The following is a 23745-nucleotide window of genomic DNA, read 5'->3' on the forward strand; positions in this document are numbered from 1 at the left end:
GATGGCCACCGGTTTCGGGATGTCCGGCCGCCTGGCGGCATTCTTCCAGGCCAATCCGCTGACGCCGGTACTTGCCCTGCTCGGCCTGTTGCTCGGCCTGGCGGCGGTGGCGATCACACCGCGCGAGGAAGAGCCGCAGATCGACGTGACCATGGCCAACGTGTTCGTGTCGCTGCCCGGCGCCGATGCGCGCGAGGTCGAACAGCTGCTGAGCACGCCGCTGGAACAGAAGCTCGACGAGATCGAGGGCATCAAGCACGTGTACTCGGTGAGCCGCCCCGGGCAGGCGGTGTTGACCGTCGAATTCCAGGTCGGGGTGCCGCGGCAGACCGCGCTGGTGCGCCTGTACAACCAGGTGTATTCCAATCTGGACGTGCTGCCGACGCAGATGGGCGCCAGCGCGCCGCTGGTCAAGCCCAAGGGCATCGACGACGTGCCGGTGATGAGCGTGACCCTGTGGAGCGACGATCCGCAGCGCAGCGCCGCCGACCTGGGTGCGATCGCGCGTACGCTGGAGACCGAACTCAAGCGCCTGCCGGGCACGCGCGACATCTACAGCATCGGTGCGCCGCCGCGGGTGGTCACGGTGACGCTGGATCCGGCGCGGCTGGCCGCCTACGACCTCACCGTGGCCGACCTCGGCCAGGCGCTGCAGGGGGCGAACATGGCGCGCCCGCTCGGCGACCGCATCGGCGGCGGCCGTGCGGTGCCGCTCAGTGCCGGGCGGTTCCTGGCCGATGCCGACGCCGTGCGCGAGCTGGTGATCGGCGTGCACGACGGCCGGCCGCTGCAGTTGCGCGATGTGGCACAGATCCAGGCTGGCGCCGATCTGCCCACGGCCTACGTGTGGTACGGCACGCCGCCCACGCGCGGCGGCCCGGCGCAGGGGCGCGCGCCGGCGGTGACCCTGGCCATCGCCAAGAAGCCGGGCAGCGACGCCTCGGCGCTCACCCGCGCGGTGAGCGCGCGTCTGCAGGCCTTGCGCGGCGAACTGCTGCCGCAGGGCGTGCATGCCGAGGTCACCCGCGACTACGGCGCCAGCGCGGAGGCCAAGGCCGCCAAGCTGATCCACAAGCTGGTGTTCGCCACCGCCTCGGTGGTGCTGCTGGTGCTGTTCGCGCTGGGCTGGCGCGAGGCCATCGTGGTCGGCAGCGCGGTGGTGCTGACCCTGGCGCTCACGCTGTTCGCCTCGTGTGCGATGGGCTTCACCCTCAATCGCGTGTCGCTGTTCGCGCTGATCTTCTCCATCGGCATCCTGGTCGACGATGCCATCGTGGTGGTGGAGAACATTCACCGCCATCTGCGCGGCGGCGGCAAGACCTTGCGCGAGGCGATTCCGCCGGCGGTGAACGAGGTCGGCGGCCCGACCATCCTCGCCACCTTCACCGTGATCGCGGCGCTGATGCCGATGGCCTTCGTCAGCGGCCTGATGGGGCCGTACATGCGGCCGATCCCGATCAACGCTTCGGTCGGCATGCTGCTGTCGCTGGCGATCGCGCTGGTGGTGACGCCGTGGCTGGCGTTGAAGCTGTTGAAGCGGCATGTGCCAGCGCACGCCGCGCAGGCACATGCCGGTGGCGACGCGCCGCCGCGCCTGCAGCCGCTGTTCGCGCGGTTGCTGCGCCCGTTCCTGGATCCGGGCCGCGGCGCGCGCCGGCGCGGCTGGCTGTTCGCCGGCATCGCGGCACTGCTGCTGGCCGCGGTCGGCCTGGTCGGGCTGCAGTGGGTGGTGCTGAAGATGCTGCCGTTCGACGACAAGTCCGAGCTGCAGATCGTGGTCGACCTGCCCGAAGGCAGCACCGTGCAGGACACCGATGCGTTGCTGGTGGAGTTGGCCGGGGTGCTCGACCGCACGCCCGAGGTGCACGACTACCAGGGCTATGCCGGGACCTCGGCGCCGGTCAACTTCAATGGCCTGGTGCGGCAGTACTTCCTGCGCAGCGGCAACAACGTCGGCGACCTGCAGGTGAACCTGGTCGACAAACACCAGCGCACGCGCCACAGCCATGCCATCGCCCGCGCGCTGCGGCCGCCGCTGGCGGCGATCGCGCGCCGGCATGGCGCCTCGCTGAAGGTGGTGGAGGTGCCGCCGGGGCCGCCGGTGCTGTCACCGTTGGTGGCCGAGGTCTATGGGCCGGACTATCCGCGCAGCCGCCAGCTCGCCCTGGCGCTGGAGCGGCGCTTCCTGCGCACGCCGAACGTGGTCGATGTCGACACCAGCGTGGAGAGTGCGGCCACCCGCGAAACGCTGGTGGTCGACCGCGTGCGCGCCGCGCGCCTGGGCGTGAGCCAGGCGGCCATCGCCGATGCCCTGACCACGGCGGTGCAGGGTCTGGACGTCACCTGGCTGCACGATGGCACGTCCAAGGTGGCACAGCCGGTGCGGCTGCGCCTGCCGGGCGCCGCGCAGGCCGCCAGCGCACGCCTGCTGGCGCTGCGCGTGCGCGGTGGCGATGGGCAACTGGTGCCGCTGTCGGAACTGGTCACCGTGCAGCGCCTGCCCTGGGACGACAGCATTGCGCACAAGGACCTGCGGCCGGTGGTGTACGTCACCGGCGACGAAGCCGGGCGCCTGGACAGCCCGCTGTACGGCATGTTCGACCTGGTCGGGCAACTGCGCCGGCACCCGCTGGATGGGCAGACGCTGCAGCAGTATTTCATCGCACCGCCGACCGACACCGCCGACTTCGCGGTGAAATGGGACGGCGAATGGCAGATCACCTACGAGACCTTCCGCGACATGGGCATCGCCTACGCGGTGGGCCTGTTGCTGATCTATCTGCTGGTGGTGGCGCAGTTCCGCAGCTATCTGCTGCCGCTGGTGATCATGGCGCCGATTCCGCTGACGGTGATCGGGGTGATGCCGGGTCATGCCCTGCTCGGCGCGCAGTTCACCGCGACCAGCATGATCGGCATGATCGCCCTGGCCGGCATCATCGTGCGCAATTCGATCCTGCTGGTGGACTTCATCCGTCATGCCCTGGCGCAGGGACGCAGCGCCGAACAGGCGGTGATCGAGGCCTGTGCGGTGCGCGCACCGCCGATCGTGCTGACCGGCCTGGCGGCGATGCTGGGTGCGCTGTTCATCCTCGACGATCCGATCTTCAACGGCCTGGCGGTGGCGCTGCTGTTCGGCATCCTGGTCAGCACGGCACTGACCCTGCTGGTCATCCCGTTGCTGTACTACCCGCTGGCACGGCGCGAAGCGGCGATGTGAGCGCAAGGCTGCGTCCACACGCCGTTACCGGTGCCGGCGTAGAGTCGAAATCCCTTTCTGCGAAGTGGAGTTTCCACGATGCCCATCGGCGATCCGATCCGCGTCACCCTGGAGCAGGACACGGACTTCGCGTTCCGCATTCGCTTCGACGAAACCGCGCTGGAGCCCTGGCTGAGCGACGAAACCGCGCCGCTGGGCCAGGAGCGCGGCCCCAATCCCACGCGCATCCTGCTGGCCGGCATTGCCAATTGCCTGGCGGCCAGCCTGCTGTTCGCGATGCGCAAGTACAAGAACGATCCTGCCGGGGTGGTCGCGCACATCACCGCCACGCCGATGCGCAATCCGGAGGGGTTCTGGCGCATTCCGCAGGCCTCGGTGGAACTGCAGCTGCCCGGCGCGAATCAGGACTACGCGCAGCTGGAACGGATCCTGGCCCAGTTCGAGCAGTTCTGCGTGGTCACCCAGAGCGTGCGCCAGGGCATCGACGTGCAGGTCACGGTCAAGGATGCGCAAGGCACCGTGCTGCTCGGCGACAAGAGCATCGAGGCCGGCGCATGACCATGCCGCTACATGTCGCCTGCCCACACTGCGCCGCGCTCAACCGGGTGCCGGAGGCGAAACTGGCGGATGCGCCGCAATGCGGACGCTGCCATCGCGGCCTGTTCGACGCCACACCGGTCACGCTGACCGCCGAGACGTTTGCCGCGCACGCCGAGCGCAGCGAGCTGCCGTTGCTGGTGGACGTGTGGGCGCCGTGGTGCGGCCCGTGCCGGACCATGGCCCCGCACTTCGCCGCCGCGGCCGCGCAGCTCGAGCCGCGGCTGCGCCTGGGCAAGCTGGACAGCGACGCGCAGCCGGCGCTGGCCGGGCGTTTCGGCATCCGCAGCATCCCGACGCTGCTCCTGCTGCGCCAGGGCCGCGAAATCGCCCGCCACAGCGGCGCCATCGGCACTGCCGAGATCGTGCGCTGGACGCGGGCACAGCTGAATTCTGCGTAACGCTCTCGTAGGAGCGGCTTCAGCCGCGATGGCTTGCCCAGGAAAGCCCATCGCGGCCCAAGCCGCTCCTGCACGGTGCGCCGCGCTTACTTGCCCAGCGCCGCGTTCAAGGTTGCCGCCAGGTCGGCACCGGCCTGGCGCAACTGCGCTTCGGCGACCGGGCGCCAGGTCGTCACGTAATCGGCCGGCAGCGTGGCGCCGGGCGGATAGAAGCCTGGACGCATCATGATCCTGCAGGAGGCCTCGGCCCACGCCGCGGCCGGCGGCGGCAGCGCGCTGCCCGCCGGCGAGGGCGTCGGCAACGGCTGCTTTTCCAACTCGGCCAGGTAGGCCTGTTCGTCCAGCCCGCGGCTGCGCAGCAGGCCGCTGTCCCACAGCGAATGCAGATTGCTGCCCTTGCCCTCGAACTGGATCTGCACGGTGTTGGCGCCCTTGTCGCGGGCGTAGCCGGCATGCAGCGGCTGCTGCACGTCGCCGGCGAAATGCACGACGAACTTCAGCGCCTGCGCACGCGCGGCCTGCGGCTGGCTGCGGTCGGCGAGGATCGCGGCCTGGCGGCGCAGCGCCTCGACCGCGCAGTTGCCGTCCGGACAGTCGCGGGTCTGCTCGTAGTGGCAGTCGTTCTCGGCCAGGTTGACGTAATGCCAGCGCGCGCTGCGCTTGCCCAGGTCGGGATCGTGTTCGCGGAGCTGGTCGGCCCAGTTGGCGACGCCGGCCAGGGTCGGGTCGGGTTCGCCCTGCAGCAGGGTGCGGACCTGCGCGCGGGCTTGCGGGGTGAGCTGGGTGTCGGCGAGATCGGCGACCAGGCGGTGGCCCAGCGGGCCCCAGGCGAAGGCGGCGGACGGCGCGGCGGCGAGGGCCGCGGCGAGCGCGGTGCAAACGAAGGGAGAGATTTTCATGCGCCGATTCTAGCCGGCGCCGACGACGCGGCCATGACGCGCGTCAGGTCTGTTGCGTTGCCGCTCAGCACGGCGGACGCCGGTGCCAGACGGCGTCGCCGACCGCGCCGCGCCGCGTCCGAGGACACGACCCGGCAGCAGGCTCAGAAATACATCAGGTACGCGACGCCGTAGGTGACCGGATCGAGCTTGGCCTTGCCGAGCGTGCTGCCGTCCACCTCCACGTCGCTGCGCATGCCGGTCCAGCGCGCATCCACGCGGATCGCGCTGCGTTCGCCGACCGCGAAATCCACGCCGGCATGCAGCGCCGGACCAATGGTGTCCTTGAATTTCACGTCGTTGGACGAAAACGCGCCCTTGCCGTCGCTGCCGAGGAAGGCGGTGTAGTTGAGGCCGGCGCCGACGAACGGGGAGATGTCGCCGTTGCCGTTGAAGTGGTACTGCAGCGAGATGGTAGGCGAGAGCATCCAGGCGCTGCCGATATCGCCGCCGCGGTCCACGCCGATCTTCTGCTGGCCGACCAGGCCCTGGATCTCCATGCCCAGGTTGCCGCGGAAGAAGTATTCGTACGTGAACGACACGGCCGGCGCGACGTCGGCGTCGAAGCGCTGATCGCTGCCGCGCAGCGTGCCGTTGGACGACCCCGGCACCATGCCGTGCAGGCCGTAGCTGGTGGTGAAGTGGCCGGCCGACTGCGCCGCGGCGGGCAGGGCGATGCTGGCGATGGCGGCGACGGCGAGGCGACGGAACAGGCGTGGCGGCATGGGGGACCCCGGTAGACGACGAGTGGGCGGATGCGAACCCCGTGTCGGCCCAGCGGGCGCCGATCCACATCCGTGTGGCGCGTAGTCTGCCAGAGAAGCGCCGCGGACGCGCTGCGCACCGGGGCTACCGTTGGCACGGCATGCGCGTCGGCCTGGGCCGCCGCGCGGATGGCGCCGCTGCGACGCGCGGCGCCGATCGTGTGGCCGCCGGCGCCGCAGGTCGCAGTGGCGCCGGCGCCCGTCTCAGAACTTCATCACGTAGGCCAGGCCGTACACCAGCGGATCGATGTGCGCGGTGCCCAGGTCGCTGCCGTTGACCTTGACCTTGCTGTCGATATCGATCCAGCGCAGGTCCACGCGCAGCGCCGACCTCTCGGTGAGTGCGAAATCCACGCCGGCGTGCGCGGCCAGGCCCCAGGAGTCGTCCAGCTTGAGCTTGCTGCCAGCCAGCGCGCCGGTGGTCTTCTCGCTGAAGAAGGTGGTGTAGTTGATACCGGCGCCGACGAACGGCGAGAGCTTGCCGGCGCTGTTGAAGTGGTATTGCAACGACACCACCGGCGGCAGGTGCTTGGTGCTGCCGACCTTGCCCACGCCCTTGACGCTGATGTCGTGCTCGAACGGCAGCGCCGCCAGCACTTCCACGCCCAGGTCCTGATGCACGAAGTACTCGAAGGTCACCGTCGGGCGGACGTTGCTGTCGATGCGCAGCGGCAGGGTGCCGCCGGCCAGCGTGCCGTTGTCGGACTTCGGATCGACCTGGTGGGCGCCGATGCCGAGGGTCCAGTCGCCTTGCGACTGCGCCAGCGCCGGCAGGGCGCACAGGGTCAGGGCGGCGGCCAGGCCGGTGAGCAGGAGGGGGGAGGTGGTGCGCATGGTGGAGTCTCGGTTGGGTGTGGCCGCAGTGTCCGGCGTGCGGCCCCACGCCGCCTTGATCCTGATCAAACCGGCGTGTCCGGCGTGGCGCGGCCGGCCTGCTAGAATGCGGTTCCCCTTCCATCCGCCGCGCCAGGCGCGGCCGCAGGAGCTACTGAAATGGCAATCAAGGTCGGCATCAACGGTTTCGGTCGCATCGGGCGCAATGTGCTGCGCTCGGCGGTGCAGAATTTCGGCAGCGACATCGAGATCGTCGCCATCAACGACCTGCTGGAGCCGGATTATCTGGCCTACATGCTGCAGTACGACTCCGTGCACGGCCGCTTCCAGGCGGAGGTGTCGGTCGACGGCAATCATCTGCTGGTCAACGGCAAGAAGATCCGCCTGACCCAGGAACGCGATCCGGCGGCGCTGAAGTGGGGCGAGGTCGGCGTGGACGTGGTGATCGAGTCCACCGGCCTGTTCCTGACCAAAGAAACCGCGCAGAAGCACCTGGACGCCGGCGCCAAGAAGGTGATCCTGTCGGCGCCGTCCAAGGACGACACGCCGATGTTCGTGTACGGCGTCAACGACAGCACCTACGCCGGCCAGGCCATCGTCTCCAACGCCAGCTGCACCACCAACTGCCTGGCGCCGCTGGCCAAGGTGATCAACGACAAGTGGGGCATCAAGCGCGGCCTGATGACCACCGTGCACGCGGCCACCGCCACGCAGAAGACCGTGGACGGCCCGAGCAACAAGGATTGGCGCGGTGGCCGCGGCATCCTGGAGAACATCATTCCGTCCAGCACCGGCGCGGCCAAGGCGGTCGGCGTGGTGATCCCGGAGTTGAACAAGAAGCTCACCGGCATGAGCTTCCGCGTGCCGACCTCGGACGTGTCGGTGGTCGACCTGACCGTGGAACTGGAAAAGCCGGCCACCTACGCCGAGATCTGTGCCGAGGTGAAGGCGCAGAGCGAAGGCGCGCTGAAGGGCATCCTCGGCTACACCGAGGACAAGGTGGTCGCCACCGATTTCCGCGGCGACGCGCGCACCTCCATCTTCGATGCCGATGCCGGCATCGCCCTGGACGGCACCTTCGTCAAGCTGGTGTCCTGGTACGACAACGAGTGGGGCTACTCCAACAAGTGCCTGGAGATGGTCAAGGTGGTGGCGAAGTAAGCCGCCGCGCGTCGTCCGCCGGTGGCGGGCGACGCGGCCTTGTGCGGCAGGGACCGCTGCAGCCCGCCGTTGGCACGCTGCACACGCCATCGCGAACGCATGCAAACAAAAAAGGAGCGCCTCGGCGCTCCTTTTTTGTGGCTGTGCTGCGAGGGACGTGCCCGCCGCGACGTCGGCGTGGATGCAGCGGGATGGAAGTGGCGCGATCCGCGCCGCCGCCATCCGCTCGCCGTTACAGCGCGTCCTTGGAGACGTTGCTTTCGCTCTGCTGGTAATCGGTGACCACGCCCTTGGCGTCGAATTCCACTTCCAGGTCGTAGGACTTGACGTTGCGCGCGCCGACGCCGTGCTCCTGCGCCTCGTTGATCGCCGGGCCGGTGTAGTAACCGGGCAGCATCCGCTTCAGCAGGCCGGTGGCGGTCTTGCGCGCCTTCTCGCCGTGGGATTCGCTGGGGCGATAGCTCCAGGACTTCTCGTAGCCGCCTTCCTTTCCGGACGTCCTGGAGACGTAGGTGGGCTCGCCATAGATCGCGCGCACCTGCTCCTTGGTGGTCTTGCCGATCACGATGTTCTTCTTCACCGCATCGGGGGTGTAGAGCTCCGGATTGTCGACCTTTTCGGCCAGGGCGGGGGCAGCGAAGGACGCGGCCAGCATGGCCGAGATCAGCAGGGTGCGAAAGGGTTTCATGGTCATGTCCGTTTACCTGGGAAGTGGCGTCTGCAATCCAGAGGGCACCGGTCGCGTCGAGATGCGTCGGTACGGCTTCAGCGCGGCGCAACGAGCTTAGGCATGGCGAAATGACGTCGTCAATACAGCAGGCTGCGACATTCAGGCAACGACGACGCCCCTGCCGGCAAGGCCGACGGCGGGATCGCGAGCGCCATGTGGCGTGCCGCTGCGCACGCAGCGGGTCGACGGGGCATGCGTTGCCCCGTGATCCGCTGCCGCTTTTTGGGCATGGCGCCAGTGCGGCGTGGGCGCGCTACAGGGCCTGCAGGATCAGCGAGTGCCAACCGGTGCGGTAGGTTTCGTAGCCGGGCGAGGCGGCATGCCCGATGCAGTGCGGCCGGCCGTCCAGGTCGATCAGCACGGCGCCGCGCGGCTGCTTGAACAAGGCGTCGCGGCCGTCGAAGTCGATCCGGTCCTGCAGCATGCGCCCGGCCGAGTCGGCCAGCACCTGGCCCTGCGCGTCGACGATGCAGACCCGGCTGCGGCCCCATTCGGATTCGGACAGCGGCGTGCGCTGCACGATCGTCTGCGCCAGCGCGTCCCAGCGGAACACGATGCCCAGCACGCCCAGCACGCGGCCATCGATGCGGCCGCCCTCGCGGACCGTGCACGCGTACACCAGGACCCGCTCTCCATCGGCCAGCGCACTGGCGTGCACGCCCTGGAAGCTGAAGTCCTCGCCGCTGCGGGTACGCATGGCCTGCTCGAACCACGGTTGCGTGGAGACGTCGCTGCCGACCGAGGCGAACTGCCGCGGCCGCCCGTTGGCGCGGATGCGGCCATCGCTGCCGGCCAGGATCAAATCGAAGTAGACCGTGTACGAATCCAGGATCTGGCCCATGCGCCGCGACGCGTAGGCCAGCGCCTCGGCGTCGCTGTCGGTGCGCGCTGCCGCCACGACCGCGGCGTCGGTGGCCCACCAGCGCACGTCGCAACTGCGTTCGTAGAGGTTGCGGTCGATCAGGTCGATGTTGCTCAGGGCCAGTTCGCTGAGCCGCGTGCGGCGCACGTCGTCCTGCAGCCGGCTCAGCGTCTGCCGCATCTCCGCGCTGGTGCGCGCGGCGACCTTGTCCAGGTCCTGGGTGGCCTCGGCCACACGCCGCGACAGCCCGTCCATTTCCTGCGCGATGACACTGAAGCCGCGGCCGGCGGCACCGATGCGCGCCGATTCGATGCGCGCGTTCATCGAGATCATGTGGGTGGTGCGGTTGATCGCGTCGATGCCCTGCAAGGAGCGGCGCAGTTGGCCGAGCAATTGGTCGGAGAGGCCGACGACGGCGCGGATATGGTCATCGATCCCCGTTTCGGCGGGGTGGGCGGGTAGGTTCATTCATGCTGCCGGTGGGGTGGGAGGGAACAGCAGACGGACGACGCGGTAAGGGGTGTAGCGGCTGTCGATTCATCGACTTGAGGGTGGTGTGAAGACCGTTCGTCGGAACGCCTAGGCTTGCGCTGCCTGGGCTGCGGTCCCGCCTGTGGGCCGATGCCGGTACCGAACTCGTCTACCATCTGCGCCAGGTCCGGCGCCGCCGGACATCTGGTGCGCGTCACAGGCGCCGCGCCACCGCCGTGGAGATGCGAGTCGAATGGAGATGTTGGTCGTGCTGGTGGTGTTGGCGGTGCTGGCGATGCCGGTGCTGTTGATCGTGGCCCTGGTCGGGCAGTCGCGCCTGCGCCAGCGGCTCGCCGCGCTGGAGGTGCGGGTCGCGCGGATGGCGGCCGCCCCGGTGGCGCCTGCGGCGGCCTGGGCCGGTTCTGCGGCCGCGGCCGGGGACACGCAATCCGCCGTCGATGCCGAGACGCAGGCCGAGGACGCGCCGATCGCGGCGTCGCCCGAGCCCGCGGGTTTGCCCCTTGTCGTGGAGGACGCGGGCGCGCCGCCGCCACTGCCGCCGCCCTTGCCGATGCCGCAGCACACCAACGATTTCGCGACGCTGGCTGCCGCGGTCGAGCGCGCCGAGCAACAACAGGCGCAAGCGCAGGCGCGCGCCGCGGCGGCGGCCGCGATCGCCGCGCCGCACCGGCCTGACCCGATCGAGCGCTTGGTGAGCGGGGTCAAGCGCTGGTTCACCGAGGGCAACGTGCCGGTGAAGATCGGCATGCTGGTGCTGCTGGCCGGCGTCGCCGCGCTGCTCAAGTACGCCGGCGACCAGGGCTGGCTGCGCATGCCGATCGAGCTGCGCTATGCCGGCATCGCCGCCGCGTCGCTGGCGGGCCTGGCCTTCGGCTGGCGCCAGCGCACGCGCAAGCGCAGCTTCGCGCTGGCCCTGCAGGGCGGGGCGATCGGCGTGTTGCTGCTGACCGTGTTCGCCGCGTTCAAGCTGTCCGGGCTGATCCCGGCCGGGGCGGCGCTGGCGCTGAGCATCGCGCTGGTCGCGGGCATGTGCGTGCTGGCGGTGGCGCAGGAATCGCGCACCCTGGCGGTGCTGGGCACGCTGGCCGGCTTCCTCGCGCCGCTGTGGCTGTCCACCGGCAGCGGCAACCATGTGGCGCTGTTCTCCTACTACGCGCTGCTCAACGCGGCGGTGTTCGCGATCGCCTGGTACCGGCCGTGGCGGGTGCTGAACCTGCTCGGGTTCGGCTTCACCTTCGGCATCGGCACGCTGTGGGGCGTGCTGCAGTACCGGCCGGAGAAGTTCGCCAGCACCGAGCCGTTCCTGCTGCTGTTCTTCGCCTTCTACCTGCTGATCCCGATCCTGTACGCGCGGCGGCAGGAGGCCGCGCGCAGCGCGCTGATCGACGGCAGCCTGCTGTTCGGCACGCCGCTGATCGCGTTCTCGCTGCAGGCGGGGTTGCTGCGCGGCGAGCGCCTGCCGCTGGCCTTGTGCGCGCTGGCTCTGGCGGCGCTCTATGCGCTGCTGGCCGCCGCGCTGATCCGGCGCGCGCGCTTCGCCCTGCTGGGGCAGGCGTATGCGGTGCTGGCGGTGGGCTTCGCCACGTTGGCGGTGCCGCTGGCGCTGTCGGCGCGGGCCACCGCCAGCGTGTTCGCGCTGGAGGGGGCGGCGCTGGTGTGGCTGGGCCTGCGCCAGCGGCGCTGGCTGCCGCAGCTCAGCGGCGCCGGGTTGCAGATGGCGGCCGCGTTGGGCTTCACCCTGGGCCTGGACGCGGCGGTGCAGGACAGCCAGGCCGTGGCCAATGCCACCTGCATGAGCGCGCTGCTGCTGGCCCTGGCCGGCTTCGCCAGCGCCTGGTGCTATCGCCGTGCGCGCGCCGCCATGCCGGCGCTGGGCTACTACCTGTGGGGGCTGGCCTGGTGGTGCGGGATCGGCGTCGCCGAGATCCTGCGCTTCGTCGATGCCGGCGCGCGGCCGGATGTGTTGCTGGCCTGGGCGGCGGTCAGCGGCTGGCTCGCGGCCGAAGCGCAGCGGCGCTGGCCGGCGCCGGCGCTGGCTGCGACCACGCTGGGCGGCCTGGCGCTGGCGTTGCCGCTGGCGGCCTGGCAGGCCGATGCGCACGGGCAGCCGTTCGCCGGGCATGGCGCCTGGGCCTGGGCGCTGTTCGCGGTGCTCGGCGTGCGCAGCCTGCTGTGCCTGCGCGACAGCGGGGGCGGCGTGGCGCGCGCGGCGCAGTTCGTGTGGTGGCTGGTGTGGCCCACCGTGGTCGGGCTGCTGTGCACCTGGATCGCGCTGCACAGCGACCTCGCCGCCGGCTGGCGCTGGATGCTGTTGCTGGCGCCCTGGTTGCTGGCGACGGCGCTGTCGCTGTGGCGCTGGAACTGGCTGGCGGCGCCGCTGGGCACGGCCTTCGCGCCGTGCCGCAGCGCGCTGCAGAGCACCTACTTCGGGCTGCTGACGGTGGCCTGGCTGTACAGCCTGGGCCTGCCCGGCAGCAGCGCGCCGTTGCCCTGGGTGCCGCTGCTCAATCCGCTGGAACTGAGCCAGTTGGCGCTGCTGGTCCTGGGCGTACGCTGGACCCGCAGCCCCGAACTGCCGGCACTGCTGCGCCCGTGGCGCACCCATCTGCTGGCCGCTGCCGGCTTCGTGTGGATCACCAGCGTCACCCTGCATGCGGTGCATTACTGGGCGGCGGTGCCGTGGCCCGGCGTGCTCGGCGATGGCGTGGCGCAGACCAGCCTGACCGTGGTCTGGAGCGTGCTGGGCGTGCTCGGCTGGGTGCTGGGCTCGCGCCGCGGCCAGCGCGGCCTGTGGCTGGCCGGCGCGGTGTTGATGGCGGTGGTGCTGGGCAAGCTGTTGCTGGTGGATCGCGGCAATCTCGGCAACGTCGCCGGCATCGCCTCGTTCATCGCGTACGGGCTGTTGTGTACGGTGGTCGGCTATCTGGCGCCGGCACCGCCGCGCGCCGCCGAACCGGCCGAGGAGGCCATCCCATGATCCGACGTGCGCTGTTTCCGTTGTTGCTGGCCGGGTTGCCGCTGTGCGCGTTCGCTGCCAGCCAGCGCGACGACTACGCCCAGCAGTGGCCGCTGACCCTGCAGGACGCCGATGCCGGCGCCTATCGCGTGCAACTCGACGATGCGGTCTACCGCAGCGCGCAGCGTGCCTCGCTGGGCGACGTGGAGGTGTTCAATGCCGCGGGCGATCCGTTGCCGGCGGCGCTGTTCGCCGCCGAGCAGGCCGAGACCGCGCCGCGCCGGCAGCCGTTGCCGTGGTTTCCGCTGCCGGCCTCGCGCGACGGGCGTGCAGCGGACCTGGAGCTGATCGCCGAGCGTGACCGCGACGGCAGCGTGCGCCGCATCCAGACCCGCGTGGCGGGCAGCGGCAGCGACGCAGCGGCTGCCGGCTGGCTGGTCGATGCCAGCGCACTGCACGCGCCACTGCGCGCGCTGTCGCTGCAATGGGCCGCCGCCGCGCAGCCGCAGCAGGCCCGCTACCGCGTCGAGGGCAGCGACGATCTGCGCGACTGGGAGGTGGTGGTGGATGAGGCGACCCTGGTCGACCTCAGCAACCAGGGGCGCCGCCTGCAGCAACTGCGCATCCCCATCGGCCGCGAAGTGGGCTATCTGCGCCTGCTGCCGTTGGCCGGCGCCAGCGCGCCGCCGTTGACCGGGGTGGAGGCCGAACTGGCGCCGGCACCGGTCGCCGCCGATTGGCATTGGCAGCAGCTGGACGCGGCGAGCAGCGATCCCGCGCAGCACAGCTATGCGTTCGTGTCGCCGGGGCGCTATCCGGTGACGCGCATCGATATCGCCTTGCCCGGCAACAACGCCATCGAATGGCGCGTGCAGAGCCGCGACAGCGCCGAGGCGCCTTGGCAGGATCGCGCCGGTCCGTGGCTGGCCTACCAGGTCGGTGGCGGCAGTCGCTCGCCGCCGCAGGCGCTGACCGCGCCGGTGCGCGACCGCTACTGGCGGCTGCTGGCGGCGCAGGATCCGGGCCGACAGCGGCCGGCGCTGCGCCTGGGCTACCAGCCGGAGACGCTGGTGTTCCTGGCGCAGGGCGCGCCGCCGTATGCGCTGGCCGCCGGCAGTGCGCGCACCCAGCGTGCGCCGGCGCCGCTGGCTGCCGCATTGCAGGCCCTGCATACCCAGCGCGGGCCGCAATGGACGCCGGCCACCGCCAGCCTCGGCGCAGCGCAACCCTTGGCGGGGGCCGCGGCGTTGCAGGCACCGCCACCGCCGCGGGACTGGAAGACCTGGCTGCTGTGGGCGCTGCTGATCGGCGGCGCGCTGCTGGTGCTCGGCTTCGCGCTGAGCCTGCTGCGCAAACCCGCCGCCGCCGACGGCGCAGGCTGACCCACAGCACGGCGATCGCGCGCACGCTGCGCCGTGCGCGCGCCAGCGCACCGATTTGCCGCTGTGCGGCCGACGCCGGACAATGGGGGTTTCGCCGCTGCGGCGATCGGCCGGTGCTCCTGCACCCGACGTTACGATGCCGGCGCCGACACTGCACCGATGGCGCGGTTTTCCCTTTGCAACCCCACGAAAGCGAGCACTTACATGTCCATCCTGCGAATGACCGATCTCGACCTGTCCGGCAAGCGCGTGCTGATCCGGCAAGACCTGAATGTGCCGATCGACAATGGCCTGATCACCTCCGAGCAGCGCATCCTGGCCTCGGTGCCGACGCTCAAGCACGCGCTGGAACAGGGCGCGGCGGTGATGGTGACCTCGCACCTGGGCCGGCCCAAGGAAGGCGTGTGGACCCAGGAGGATTCGCTGGAGCCGGTGGCCGTCCGCCTGGCCGCGCTGCTCGGCGTGGACGTGCCGCTGATCCGCGATTGGGTCGATGGCGTGGAAGTACAGCCGGGGCAGATCGTGCTGCTGGAGAACTGCCGCATGAACGTCGGCGAGAGCAAGGACGACGAGGTGCTGGCGAAGAAGTACGCGGCGCTGTGCGACGTGTTCGTGATGGATGCCTTCGGCACCGCGCACCGCGCGCAGGCCTCCACCCATGGCGTGATCAAGTTCGCGCCGGTCGCCGCTGGCGGCCCGCTGCTGATGGCGGAGCTGGATGCGCTGGCCAAGGCGCTGGAACAGCCGGCCAAGCCGCTGCTGGCGATCGTCGCCGGCAGCAAGGTCTCGACCAAGCTGGAGCTGCTGTCCAACCTGGTGGACAAGGTCGACCAACTGATCGTCGGCGGCGGCATCGCCAACACCTTCATCGCCGCGGCCGGGCACGCGGTGGGCAAGTCGCTGTGCGAGCCGGACCTGCTGGACACCGCGCGCAAGATCGTCGCCGACGCCAACGCGCGCGGCGCGGCGATTCCGCTGCCCAGCGACGTGGTGGTGGCCAAGCAGTTCATGCCCGACGCCGAGGCCACGGTGAAGGCGGTCACCGACGTCGCCGACGACGACCTGATCCTGGACATCGGCCCGCAGACCGCCGCGCACTACGCCGAGCTGATCGCCAAGGCCGGCACCGTGGTCTGGAACGGCCCGGTCGGCGTGTTCGAGTTCGACGCCTTCGGCAAGGGCACCGAGACCCTGGCGCGGGCGATCGCCGCATCGTCGGCGTTCTCCATCGCCGGCGGTGGCGACACCCTGGCCGCGGTCGACAAGTACGGCATCGCCGAGCAGGTCAGCTACATCTCCACCGGCGGCGGCGCGTTCCTGGAGTTCCTGGAAGGCAAGACCCTGCCGGCGGTGGCCGCGCTGCAGGCGCGCGGCGCGTGAGCGCCGCCGACGTCCTGTTCTTCGACCTGGACGGCACCCTGGTCGATTCGGAGGCCGGCATCGTCGGCAGCCTGCGCCATGCCTTCGCCGAACTGGGCCAGCCGCTGCCGACCCCGGCGCAGTTGCGCGCCTGGATCGGCCCGCCGCTGCGCGACAGCTTCCAGCAGCACTTCGGCGGCGATGCGGCGTTGGTCGAGCAGGCCTTGACGCTGTACCGCAGCCGCTACGACAGCCACGGCTGGCGCGAGCACACGGTGTTTCCGGACATCGGCGCTGCAGTGGAGGCGATCGCCGCGGCCGGCCACCGCCTGGCGGTGGTGACCTCGAAGAACGAGCGCTTCGCGCGGCGCATCGTCGAGCAGTTGCCGTTCGGCGCTCGCTTCGAGGAGATCGTCGGCGCCAGCGACGACGGCGCGCGCCGGGCCAAGCCGGACCTGATCGCCGAGGCGCTGCGGCGGCTCGCGGTCGTGCCGGCGCACTGCCGCATGATCGGCGACCGGCGCATGGACATCGACGGTGCGCGCCACCACGGCATGCGCAGCATCGGCGTACTGTGGGGCTTCGGCGATGCCGAGGAACTGCGCCAGGCCGGCGCCGATGTGCTGGCGCAGATGCCGACGCAGCTGCCGGCGCTGGTTGCGGCCTGAGTCGCCTGAATGGGCACGTGCGCCGGTGCGTCCGGCGCACATGGCCCTGGCCGTGCACGGCCAGGGCCTGATGTCATCTCATCTGTGGTGCGCGCGGGGGCGGCGCCGGTTGGCGCGACATGACCACATACTGTCCCGCATTGTCCGCTCCCTATGCCGGACCGCGCGTGCGTCTATGCCGAAATGCCATGCTGTGTGAGGGGCGCGTGTGCTAGCTTTGAGCGCTTTTTCCAAGGATGCCATCATGATCGAACGTCAGCGCCGCACCAAGATTCTCGCCACCCTCGGTCCTGCCACCGACCCGCCGGGCGTGCTCGAGGATCTGTTCCGCGCCGGCGTCAACGTGGTGCGGTTGAACTTCAGCCACGGCGATCCGTCCGGCCAGGCCAAGCGCGCCGCCGAAGTGCGCGCCGCCGCGGCCCGCGTCGGTGCCGAGATCGGCATCCTCGCCGACCTGCCGGGCCCGAAGATCCGCATCGAACGCTTCGCCCAGGGCAAGGTCTCGCTCAAGCTCGGCGACCGCTTCGACCTGATCGCCGACCCCAATGCCGCGCCGGGCGACGCCAGCCAGGTCGGCGTCAGCTATCTGGGCCTGCCGCAGGACGTGGCCCCGGGCGACGTGCTGCTGCTGGACGACGGCCTGATGCAGTTGAAGGTCGTCGAAGTGCAGGGCGAGCGCATCGTCACCAGCGTGCTCAACGACGGCGTGCTGTCCGATCGCAAGGGGCTCAACAAGCAGGGCGGCGGCCTGTCGCTGGGCGCGCTGACCGAGCGCGACAAGGAGCTGATCGGCATCGTCGCCAAGATCGGCGTCGACTTCATCGCGGTTTCGTTCTGCCGCAACGCCGAGGACATGAACGAGGCGCGGCGCATCGCCCGCGCGCACGGCTGCGACGCGGCCCTGGTGTCCAAGATCGAGCGCACCGAGGCGATCGAGAACCTGAGCGAGATCGTCGAGGCCTCGGACGTGGTGATGGTCGCGCGCGGCGACCTGGGCGTGGAGATCGGCGACGCCGAGCTGCCGGGCCTGCAGAAGAAGATCATCAAGGAATCGCTGGCGCAGAACAAAGTGGTGATCACCGCCACGCAGATGCTGCAGTCGATGGTGGAGAGCCCGATCCCGACCCGCGCCGAAGTGCTGGACGTGGCCAACTCGGTGATCGACGGCACCGACGCGGTGATGCTGTCGGCCGAGAGCGCGGCTGGCGCCTATCCGATCCGTGCGGTCGAGGCGATGGCGCGCATCTGCCTGGGCGCCGAGCGCCAGTTCGAAACCGAGACCGACTTCGGCATGGCCCCGCGCAACCTCGAGCGCGCCGACCAGGCCATCGCCATGGCCACGATGTTCCTGTCCCAGCACGTGGGCGTGCGCGCGATCGTGGCGATGACCGAATCCGGCGGCACCCCGCGCTACCTGTCGCGTTTCCGCGCCAAGGCGCCGATCTTCGCGGTGACCCGCCACGACGGCGCGCGCCGGCACATGGCGATGATGCGCGACGTGTTCCCGATCAATTTCGACAGCCGCGGCCTGACCCCGCGCGAGGCCGCGCGCGGCGCGATCCGCGTGCTGGTCGAGGCCGGCCTGCTGGCGCCGGGCGACCGCGTGGTGTTCACCAGCGGCGAGCACATGGAAACCCACGGCGCGACCAACACCCTGCGCCTGCTCGAGGTCGGCCCGGACGGCCGCGCCAGCGGCCTGGGCGAACTCTGAAGGACGCGGCGCGGCGGCTTCGGCCGCCGCGCCGTCGGCAACACCTGTTCGATCGTGCATGGAACGGCGCGGCGCCCCCCGTTCCCTGATCGTGCGACACCCCCATGACGTCCCCAAGCGCGCACGCCGAACTCGGGCTGGACCTGCCCGAACGCCCCGGCACGCATTGCCTTGAACACCTGATCCAGGCTTCGGCCACGCGCGAGCTGGTGGTCGCCGAAGACATCCGCGACCGCCGCGGCATCCTGCTGGTCGCCAAGGGCCAGCGCATCAACGCCGGCTTGCGCGAGCGCCTGATCGCGCGGCGCCTGCTGCGTCCGCTCGAATCCTCGCTGGCGTTCTGCGAGGAGCTGCGCCCGAGCGAAGTGCAACTGGCCGCGCAGCGCGAACTGGACGAACACCCGCACCTGCGCCAGTTGCTGGGCGACCACGTGCCGCCGGTGCTGGCCACGCTGGCCCGCGCCCGCACGCTGGGCGCGCCCGGCACCTTGCTGACCACGCTCGGCCAGACCCGGCCGGCCGCGTTCTCGCACGCGGTGCGGGTGGCGATGCTGGTGGCCTGGCTGGCGGCGCTGCTGTCGCGCTCGGACGCGGCCATGCGCGAGGCCGCGGAAGTCGGCCTGCTGCACGATCTCGGCGAGATGTACGTGGATCCGGCGGTGCTGGAATTGCCGGAGTCGCAGCAGGACTTCGCGCAGTGGCGCATGCACTGCGTACACCCGGTGATCAGCGCTGCGCTGCTCGGCGAATCCGGCGTGTATTCGGCGCAGCAGGCCGCCGCCGCGCGCGAGCATCACGAGCGCATCGACGGTTCCGGCTACCCGGTCGGTGCGTCGGTACTCTCGCCCCTGGGCCGGTTGATCTCCTGCGCCGAAGCGCTGGATGGCTTGTTCGAGCGCGAGCGGGGCCATGCGCAGGCGCTGGCGCGGATGCGCATCGCGCTGCGCGTGGTGCCCGGACAGTTCCCGCGCGAGGTGGTCGACCTGCTGAGCGAGCGCCTGCGCGACTGCGCGCCGGAGCCGGCGTCGGCGCATGATCCGCAGCACCTGCGCGAAGGGGTGGCGGCCTTGCTCGACGGCCTGGAAAGGGCGCGCGACGAAGCCCTGCGCCTGCAGCGCGGCGGCGACCTGCGCGAGGACGAGCGCGCGGCCCTGCAGCATCTGCTGCTGTTGATCGTGGGCTACATCATGGCCATCCACGATTCCGGCGCCGGCAAGATGGTCGAGCAACTGCCGTGGCTGATCGCCGCGCCGGAGGCGGCCGAGGAAGTCGATCGCGTCTGTTGCGAACTGCGCTGGCAGTTGCCGGGGTTGCGCCGCCATGCCGCGTTGCTGGCGCACCGCCGCGCGCGCAGCGCCGAGGACTGGCAGCCGTTGCTCGATGCGCTCGCCATCGCGTTGCCGGCTGCGCAGGACGCGCAGGCGCAGGCCGTGGATGCAGCACCGCTGAAGACAGCGCAGGGCGATGCGCATGTGCAGTGCGACGCGATGACGGATGCGCTTGCCTGAAGTGCCGGTAATCTGCGCGGTCTACGCCTGTAACCGCTTGCAATGCCGGTGGTAACGGAATGCATGCAGGCCGGCCCGGTATACTGGGGGTTCCCCCGTTGCAGCCATCAGGAACCGTATGAGCATCGAACAGCTTGCCGAAACCGCACAGGCAATGGTCGCCCCGGGCAAGGGCATCATCGCGATCGACGAATCCACCAGCACCATCGCCAAGCGCTTCGCCGGCGTGGGCATCGAGAATGTCGAAGAGAACCGCCGTGCCTACCGCGAGCTGCTGCTGACCACGCCGAAGCTGAGCGACCACATCTCCGGCGCGATCCTGTACGACGAGACCATCCGCCAGAAGACCAAGGATGGCGTGCCGTTCGCCAAGTACATGGCCGAGCACGGCATCATCCCCGGCATCAAGGTCGACAAGGGCACGCATCCGCTGGCCGGCATGCCGGGCGAACTGATCACCGAAGGCCTGGACGGCCTGCGCGCGCGCCTGGAGGAGTACTACAAGCTCGGCGCACGCTTCGCCAAGTGGCGTGCGGTCATCACCATCGGCGAGGACATCCCGTCCGGCGTGTGCATCGAGACCAACGCGCATGCGCTGGCCCGTTACGCGGCGCTGTGCCAGGAGCAGGGCCTGGTGCCGATGGTCGAGCCGGAAGTGCTGATGGACGGCGACCACGACATCGAGACCTGCTACGAGGTCACCGAAGCCACGCTGCGTTCGCTGTTCGGCGCGCTGTACGAGCAGAACGTGGTCCTGGAAGGCACCATCCTCAAGGCCTCGATGGTCATCGCCGGCAAGGACTGCGACGAGCAGGCCAGCGTCGAGGAAGTGGCCGAGTCCACCGTGATGTGCCTCAAGAGCACCGTGCCGGCGATCCTGCCGGGCATCGTGTTCCTGTCCGGCGGCCAGACCGACGAGCAGTCCACCGCGCACCTCAACGCGATGAACCAGCTCGGCAACCTGCCGTGGCCGCTGAGCTTCTCCTACGGCCGCGCCATGCAGCAGGCCGCGCTGAAGCTGTGGGCGCAGGACATGAAGGGCAATTTCGCCAAGGCGCAGCAGGTGGTGTACGAGCGCGCCAAGGAAAACGGCCTGGCCGCGCTTGGCAAGTGGCAGGGCTGATCGCCTCCGCAACGCTTACGGAGAACGCCGGCATCGCCGGCGTTTTTCGTTTCGGGGCTCAGCGACTTGCGGGAGCCGGCAGTGGCGCTTGCGCAGCGGTGGCCAGGCCGCGCCGCGGCGCTCAGGGTGCGATCGCCGCTGGCGCGTGGAAGCGATAGCCGCTGTTGCGCAAGGTCTTCACCGGCAACGGGCGTCCGCTGATCTCCTCCACGCGGCGGCGCAAGCGGTACATCTGCGTGTCCAGCCGCCGCCGGTCGTACTCGAGGAAGTTCACCCCCAGCGCGTCGGCGATCTCGCGGTGGCCCACGCTCTCGCCGGCATGGCGCATCAGGCACGCCAGCACCAGCAGATCCTGGCGCGACAGCGGCACCGGCGGTGCGTTGGGCACGTTCAGGCGGGCGGCGGCCAGTTCCAGCACCCAGCGCGCCGCCGGTGGCGGCAGCGCCAGGCGGCGGCCGAGCGCGGCCAGGGTCGCGGCCAGCTCGTCCAGATCGATGCCCTTGCCCAGGTAGTGATCCGCGCCGAACTCCAGCCCGGCGATGCGATCGCTGGCGGTATTGCGCGCGCTGAACACCACGATGCCCAGCCGGTGACCGGCGCGGCGCAGCTCGCGAATCAACTCCAGGCCGCTGCCATCGGGAAGGCCCACGTCGATGACGGCCATGGTGTGGCGCGCCGGATCGAATCGTTGCCGGAAGCCGGCGATGCTGTCCACGCAGACGGCGATATAGCCCAGATCCTGCAGGAACTCGCCGAGTTCCTCGCACAGCACCGGCTCGTCCTCGAGCAGGATCACTTCGGACATGGAGTCGCGTCCTCGCGCAGTGCGGTTTGCTGTAACGTCATCGGCTGGCAACGGTGCGGTATGGCGAATGATGGCGCAATGGTGGCGCTGGCTGGTGAGCGCATGGCTCGTGGCGGCAATGGGCGTGTGCGTGGCCGCCGAGCCGGCGCCATCCCCGGCCGCGGCGCTGCCGCTGACCGCCGCGCACCACGATGCGAGCGGATACCTGCAGCGCCTGGACGATCCGCAAGGCCGGTTCGACGCCACGCAGGCCGCCGCGGCGGGCGGCTGGACGCGGCTGCCCGCCGGCCTCAACGCGGGATTCGCCGACGGTGCCGTGTGGCTGCGTCTGCCTGTTCATGTCGAAAGTGTACCGCCGGGCGGTTGGATGCTGCGATTGAGCAATGCCTTGCTCGATGACGTGCAGGCCTATGTGCGTCCCGCCGGCGGCCCCTGGCGGGCGCTCGGGGAGAGCGGCGAGCGCCTGCCGCGACGCGACTGGCCGGTGGATTACCGCAGCCCGGTCTTCCAGTTTGCGCCAACACATGCGGGCGATTACGAGGTGCTGCTGCGGTTGCGCAGCAAGAACGCGATGGTCACCCGTCTGGACGTGTGGCAACGGCTGCCGTTCGACAACCAGTCGCGGCGCGAAGGACTGCAGTTCGGCCTGTATTTCGGCTTCTACCTGCTGCTGCTGTGTCTGCACGTGCTGTTCTGGCTCGCCACGCGCGCGCGCATGAGTGGCCTGTTCGTGGCCTATCTTGGCGGCTGCGTGCTCAACGAGGCGTTGTCGATCGGCCTGGTGCAGCAGGTCACCGGCATGCCGATGGCGTGGAGCGACACGCTGCTGGGCATCAGCATCGCCTGCAGTCTGCCGGTGGGATTCCAGGTCGCCTGCCGGCAATTGAACCTGCGCGCCTTTCATCCGCGGCTGGTGCGCTGGGGCACGCGCGCGCTGTGGGCGGTCGCGCTTGCCGGCGCGGTGGCCGTGCTCGCCGGCCATTACGCCTGGGGCATGCAACCGGTGCAGGCGCTGGGCCTGCTGGAGATCCTGCTGCTGGCGGGGCTGGGGCTGCGTCTGCTGTGGCGCCGCTATCGGCCGGCGCGGTTCTTCGTGCTCGCGTTCTTTCCGTTCTACCTCGGGGTGATGCTGGGGTTCCTGCGCAACCTGGGCTTCGTCCCGGTCAATGCCTGGACCCAGTACGCCACCACGTTCGGCACCATGCTGCACATGACGCTGCTGAGCGTGTTCCTCATCGGCCGTTACGAGCGGCTGCGCCGGCTGCGCGAACGGCGACACGCCGATGCCGCGGTGAAGCTGGCGCGCAGGCACGGCCAGGCGCTGGAGCACGAAGTGACGCTGCGCACCGCCGAGTTGCGCAACGAGATCAACCGGCGGCAGGCGCTGGAGGACGACTTGCGCGCCTTGCTGCAGACCGAACGCCAGGTCGCGCAGGACCAGCGCGATTTCGTGGCGATGGTGTCGCACGAGTTCCGCACGCCCCTGGCGGTGATCATGACCTCGGCGCAGCAGCTGGCGCGCAAGCTGGATGCGCCGCCGGAACGCAACCGCGCGCGCTGCGGCAACATCCGCGATGCCGCGCAACGGCTGCTGGCGCTGGTGGACGAGTATCTCGCCGACGACCGCATGGGCGAGGCGGCATCGGAACTGCGGCTGCGGCCGTGTGCGCTGCGCACGCTGCTGGAGGAGTTGTGCCGGGATTTTCCGCCGCAGCGCGTGGTCTGCGAGATCCTCACCGACGACGACGGCCTGCTCACCGATGCCGGGCTGTTGCGCGTGGCATTGCGCAACCTGATCGCCAACGCCGACCGCCATTGCCCCAAGGACATGGCCATCCGCGTGCGCGTGCGCAGCACTGGCGAAGGCCTGCGGCTGGAGGTCGCCAACCCGGGCGAAGGCATTGCGCCCGCCGAACAGGCGCGGCTGTTCCAGAAGTACTACCGCGGCGAGAACGCGCAGGATGCGCCGGGCGCGGGGCTCGGTCTGTATCTGGTCCGGCGGATCGCGGAGCGGCTTGGCGGCTCGGTGCAGCTGGTCACGCAGGCGCCGGACGAATCGGTCTGCTTCGTGTTGCTGCTGCCGCGTCGTCCGGATGGACAGCGCGCGTTGCCGCGGTTGCCGCCGCCAAGCGATGGCTGATCTATGCGCACGTGCGTCTCTCGATGCGCGGCCTGCGCCCGCAGCAAAAACGACAGGGCGCGGCTGCGCCCGGTCTCACGATCGTAGAGCGCCTGGC

Annotated in this window: 18 protein-coding genes; 12 read left to right on the top strand and 6 right to left on the bottom strand. The window is 70.3% G+C overall.

Going from position 1 to position 23745, the window contains the following annotated elements:
• Position 1 precedes the first annotated feature (1 nt).
• The 3 genes from AC1G9L_RS05955 to trxC all read left to right on the top strand — a co-directional run bounded on the left by AC1G9L_RS05955 (position 2) and on the right by trxC (position 4215).
• Complete coding sequence (locus AC1G9L_RS05955; protein ID WP_481070470.1) at positions 2 to 3217, top strand: efflux RND transporter permease subunit; 3216 nt, start codon at positions 2 to 4, stop codon at positions 3215 to 3217.
• A gap of 78 nt (positions 3218 to 3295) precedes the next feature.
• Positions 3296 to 3775 (top strand): OsmC family protein, encoded by a 480-nt coding sequence (locus tag AC1G9L_RS05960; RefSeq protein WP_019801935.1) that lies wholly within the window; start codon positions 3296 to 3298, stop codon positions 3773 to 3775.
• A complete protein-coding gene (gene trxC, locus AC1G9L_RS05965) occupies positions 3772 to 4215 on the top strand; it encodes a thioredoxin TrxC (RefSeq protein WP_481070471.1) in 444 nt (147 codons plus the stop codon). The genes AC1G9L_RS05960 and trxC overlap by 4 nt, the downstream gene beginning before the upstream one ends.
• 86 nt (positions 4216 to 4301) lie before the next feature.
• Here the strand turns inward: trxC and AC1G9L_RS05970 are convergent, their stop codons facing one another.
• From AC1G9L_RS05970 to AC1G9L_RS05980, 3 genes are all read right to left on the bottom strand, one after another.
• The gene (locus tag AC1G9L_RS05970) at positions 4302 to 5114 is read right to left on the bottom strand and encodes a S1/P1 nuclease (RefSeq protein ID WP_209248860.1); all 813 of its coding nucleotides are present in this window, start codon (positions 5112 to 5114) and stop codon (positions 4302 to 4304) included.
• A 143-nt stretch (positions 5115 to 5257) separates the two neighbouring features.
• Complete coding sequence (locus tag AC1G9L_RS05975; RefSeq protein ID WP_019801760.1) at positions 5258 to 5878, bottom strand: OmpW family outer membrane protein; 621 nt, start codon at positions 5876 to 5878, stop codon at positions 5258 to 5260.
• A 243-nt stretch (positions 5879 to 6121) separates the two neighbouring features.
• The gene (locus tag AC1G9L_RS05980) at positions 6122 to 6751 is read right to left on the bottom strand and encodes an OmpW family outer membrane protein (RefSeq protein ID WP_019798963.1); all 630 of its coding nucleotides are present in this window, start codon (positions 6749 to 6751) and stop codon (positions 6122 to 6124) included.
• Between the two features lie 159 nt (positions 6752 to 6910).
• Here AC1G9L_RS05980 and gap point away from each other — a divergent pair, with 159 nt between their 5' ends.
• A complete protein-coding gene (gap, locus tag AC1G9L_RS05985; protein ID WP_017911669.1) occupies positions 6911 to 7912 on the top strand; it encodes a type I glyceraldehyde-3-phosphate dehydrogenase in 1002 nt (333 codons plus the stop codon).
• Positions 7913 to 8144: 232 nt separating this feature from the next.
• On the opposite strand, the gene AC1G9L_RS05990 is transcribed toward gap, so the two are convergent.
• Positions 8145 to 8606: a hypothetical protein gene (locus AC1G9L_RS05990; protein ID WP_010341488.1), complete on the bottom strand. Its 462-nt coding sequence runs from the start codon at positions 8604 to 8606 to the stop codon at positions 8145 to 8147.
• A 289-nt stretch (positions 8607 to 8895) separates the two neighbouring features.
• On the bottom strand, positions 8896 to 9972 hold the full coding sequence (locus AC1G9L_RS05995; RefSeq protein ID WP_481070472.1) for a methyl-accepting chemotaxis protein: 1077 nt from the start codon (positions 9970 to 9972) through the stop codon (positions 8896 to 8898).
• A 256-nt stretch (positions 9973 to 10228) separates the two neighbouring features.
• Here AC1G9L_RS05995 and AC1G9L_RS06000 point away from each other — a divergent pair, with 256 nt between their 5' ends.
• The 7 genes from AC1G9L_RS06000 to AC1G9L_RS06030 all read left to right on the top strand — a co-directional run bounded on the left by AC1G9L_RS06000 (position 10229) and on the right by AC1G9L_RS06030 (position 20703).
• Positions 10229 to 12973 carry a DUF2339 domain-containing protein gene (locus AC1G9L_RS06000; protein WP_481070473.1) on the top strand — a complete coding sequence of 915 codons (2745 nt, stop codon included), beginning with the start codon at positions 10229 to 10231 and terminating at the stop codon, positions 12971 to 12973.
• Entirely contained in the window at positions 12970 to 14334 is a 1365-nt protein-coding gene (locus AC1G9L_RS06005; protein ID WP_481070474.1) for a DUF3999 domain-containing protein, read from the top strand. Before AC1G9L_RS06000 ends, AC1G9L_RS06005 begins: the two co-directional genes overlap by 4 nt.
• 204 nt (positions 14335 to 14538) lie before the next feature.
• Complete coding sequence (locus AC1G9L_RS06010; protein ID WP_481070475.1) at positions 14539 to 15714, top strand: phosphoglycerate kinase; 1176 nt, start codon at positions 14539 to 14541, stop codon at positions 15712 to 15714.
• Positions 15711 to 16361 (top strand): HAD-IA family hydrolase, encoded by a 651-nt coding sequence (locus AC1G9L_RS06015; protein WP_019800737.1) that lies wholly within the window; start codon positions 15711 to 15713, stop codon positions 16359 to 16361. Before AC1G9L_RS06010 ends, AC1G9L_RS06015 begins: the two co-directional genes overlap by 4 nt.
• Positions 16362 to 16605: 244 nt before the next feature.
• Positions 16606 to 18072 (top strand): pyruvate kinase, encoded by a 1467-nt coding sequence (gene pyk, locus AC1G9L_RS06020; RefSeq protein ID WP_010341498.1) that lies wholly within the window; start codon positions 16606 to 16608, stop codon positions 18070 to 18072.
• Between the two features lie 104 nt (positions 18073 to 18176).
• Positions 18177 to 19580, top strand: a complete 1404-nt coding sequence (locus tag AC1G9L_RS06025) for an HD-GYP domain-containing protein (protein ID WP_481070476.1) — start codon at positions 18177 to 18179, stop codon at positions 19578 to 19580.
• A gap of 118 nt (positions 19581 to 19698) precedes the next feature.
• Entirely contained in the window at positions 19699 to 20703 is a 1005-nt protein-coding gene (locus tag AC1G9L_RS06030) for a class I fructose-bisphosphate aldolase (RefSeq protein WP_010341500.1), read from the top strand.
• Between the two features lie 121 nt (positions 20704 to 20824).
• Here AC1G9L_RS06030 and AC1G9L_RS06035 read toward each other — a convergent pair whose 3' ends face one another.
• Entirely contained in the window at positions 20825 to 21508 is a 684-nt protein-coding gene (locus AC1G9L_RS06035) for a response regulator transcription factor (RefSeq protein ID WP_041500428.1), read from the bottom strand.
• A gap of 94 nt (positions 21509 to 21602) precedes the next feature.
• On the opposite strand from AC1G9L_RS06035, the gene AC1G9L_RS06040 reads away from it, so the two are divergent.
• Positions 21603 to 23648: a sensor histidine kinase gene (locus tag AC1G9L_RS06040; protein ID WP_481070477.1), complete on the top strand. Its 2046-nt coding sequence runs from the start codon at positions 21603 to 21605 to the stop codon at positions 23646 to 23648.
• Positions 23649 to 23745: the final 97 nt, after the last annotated feature.

The organism is Xanthomonas sp. NCPPB 1132 (assembly GCF_056629235.1).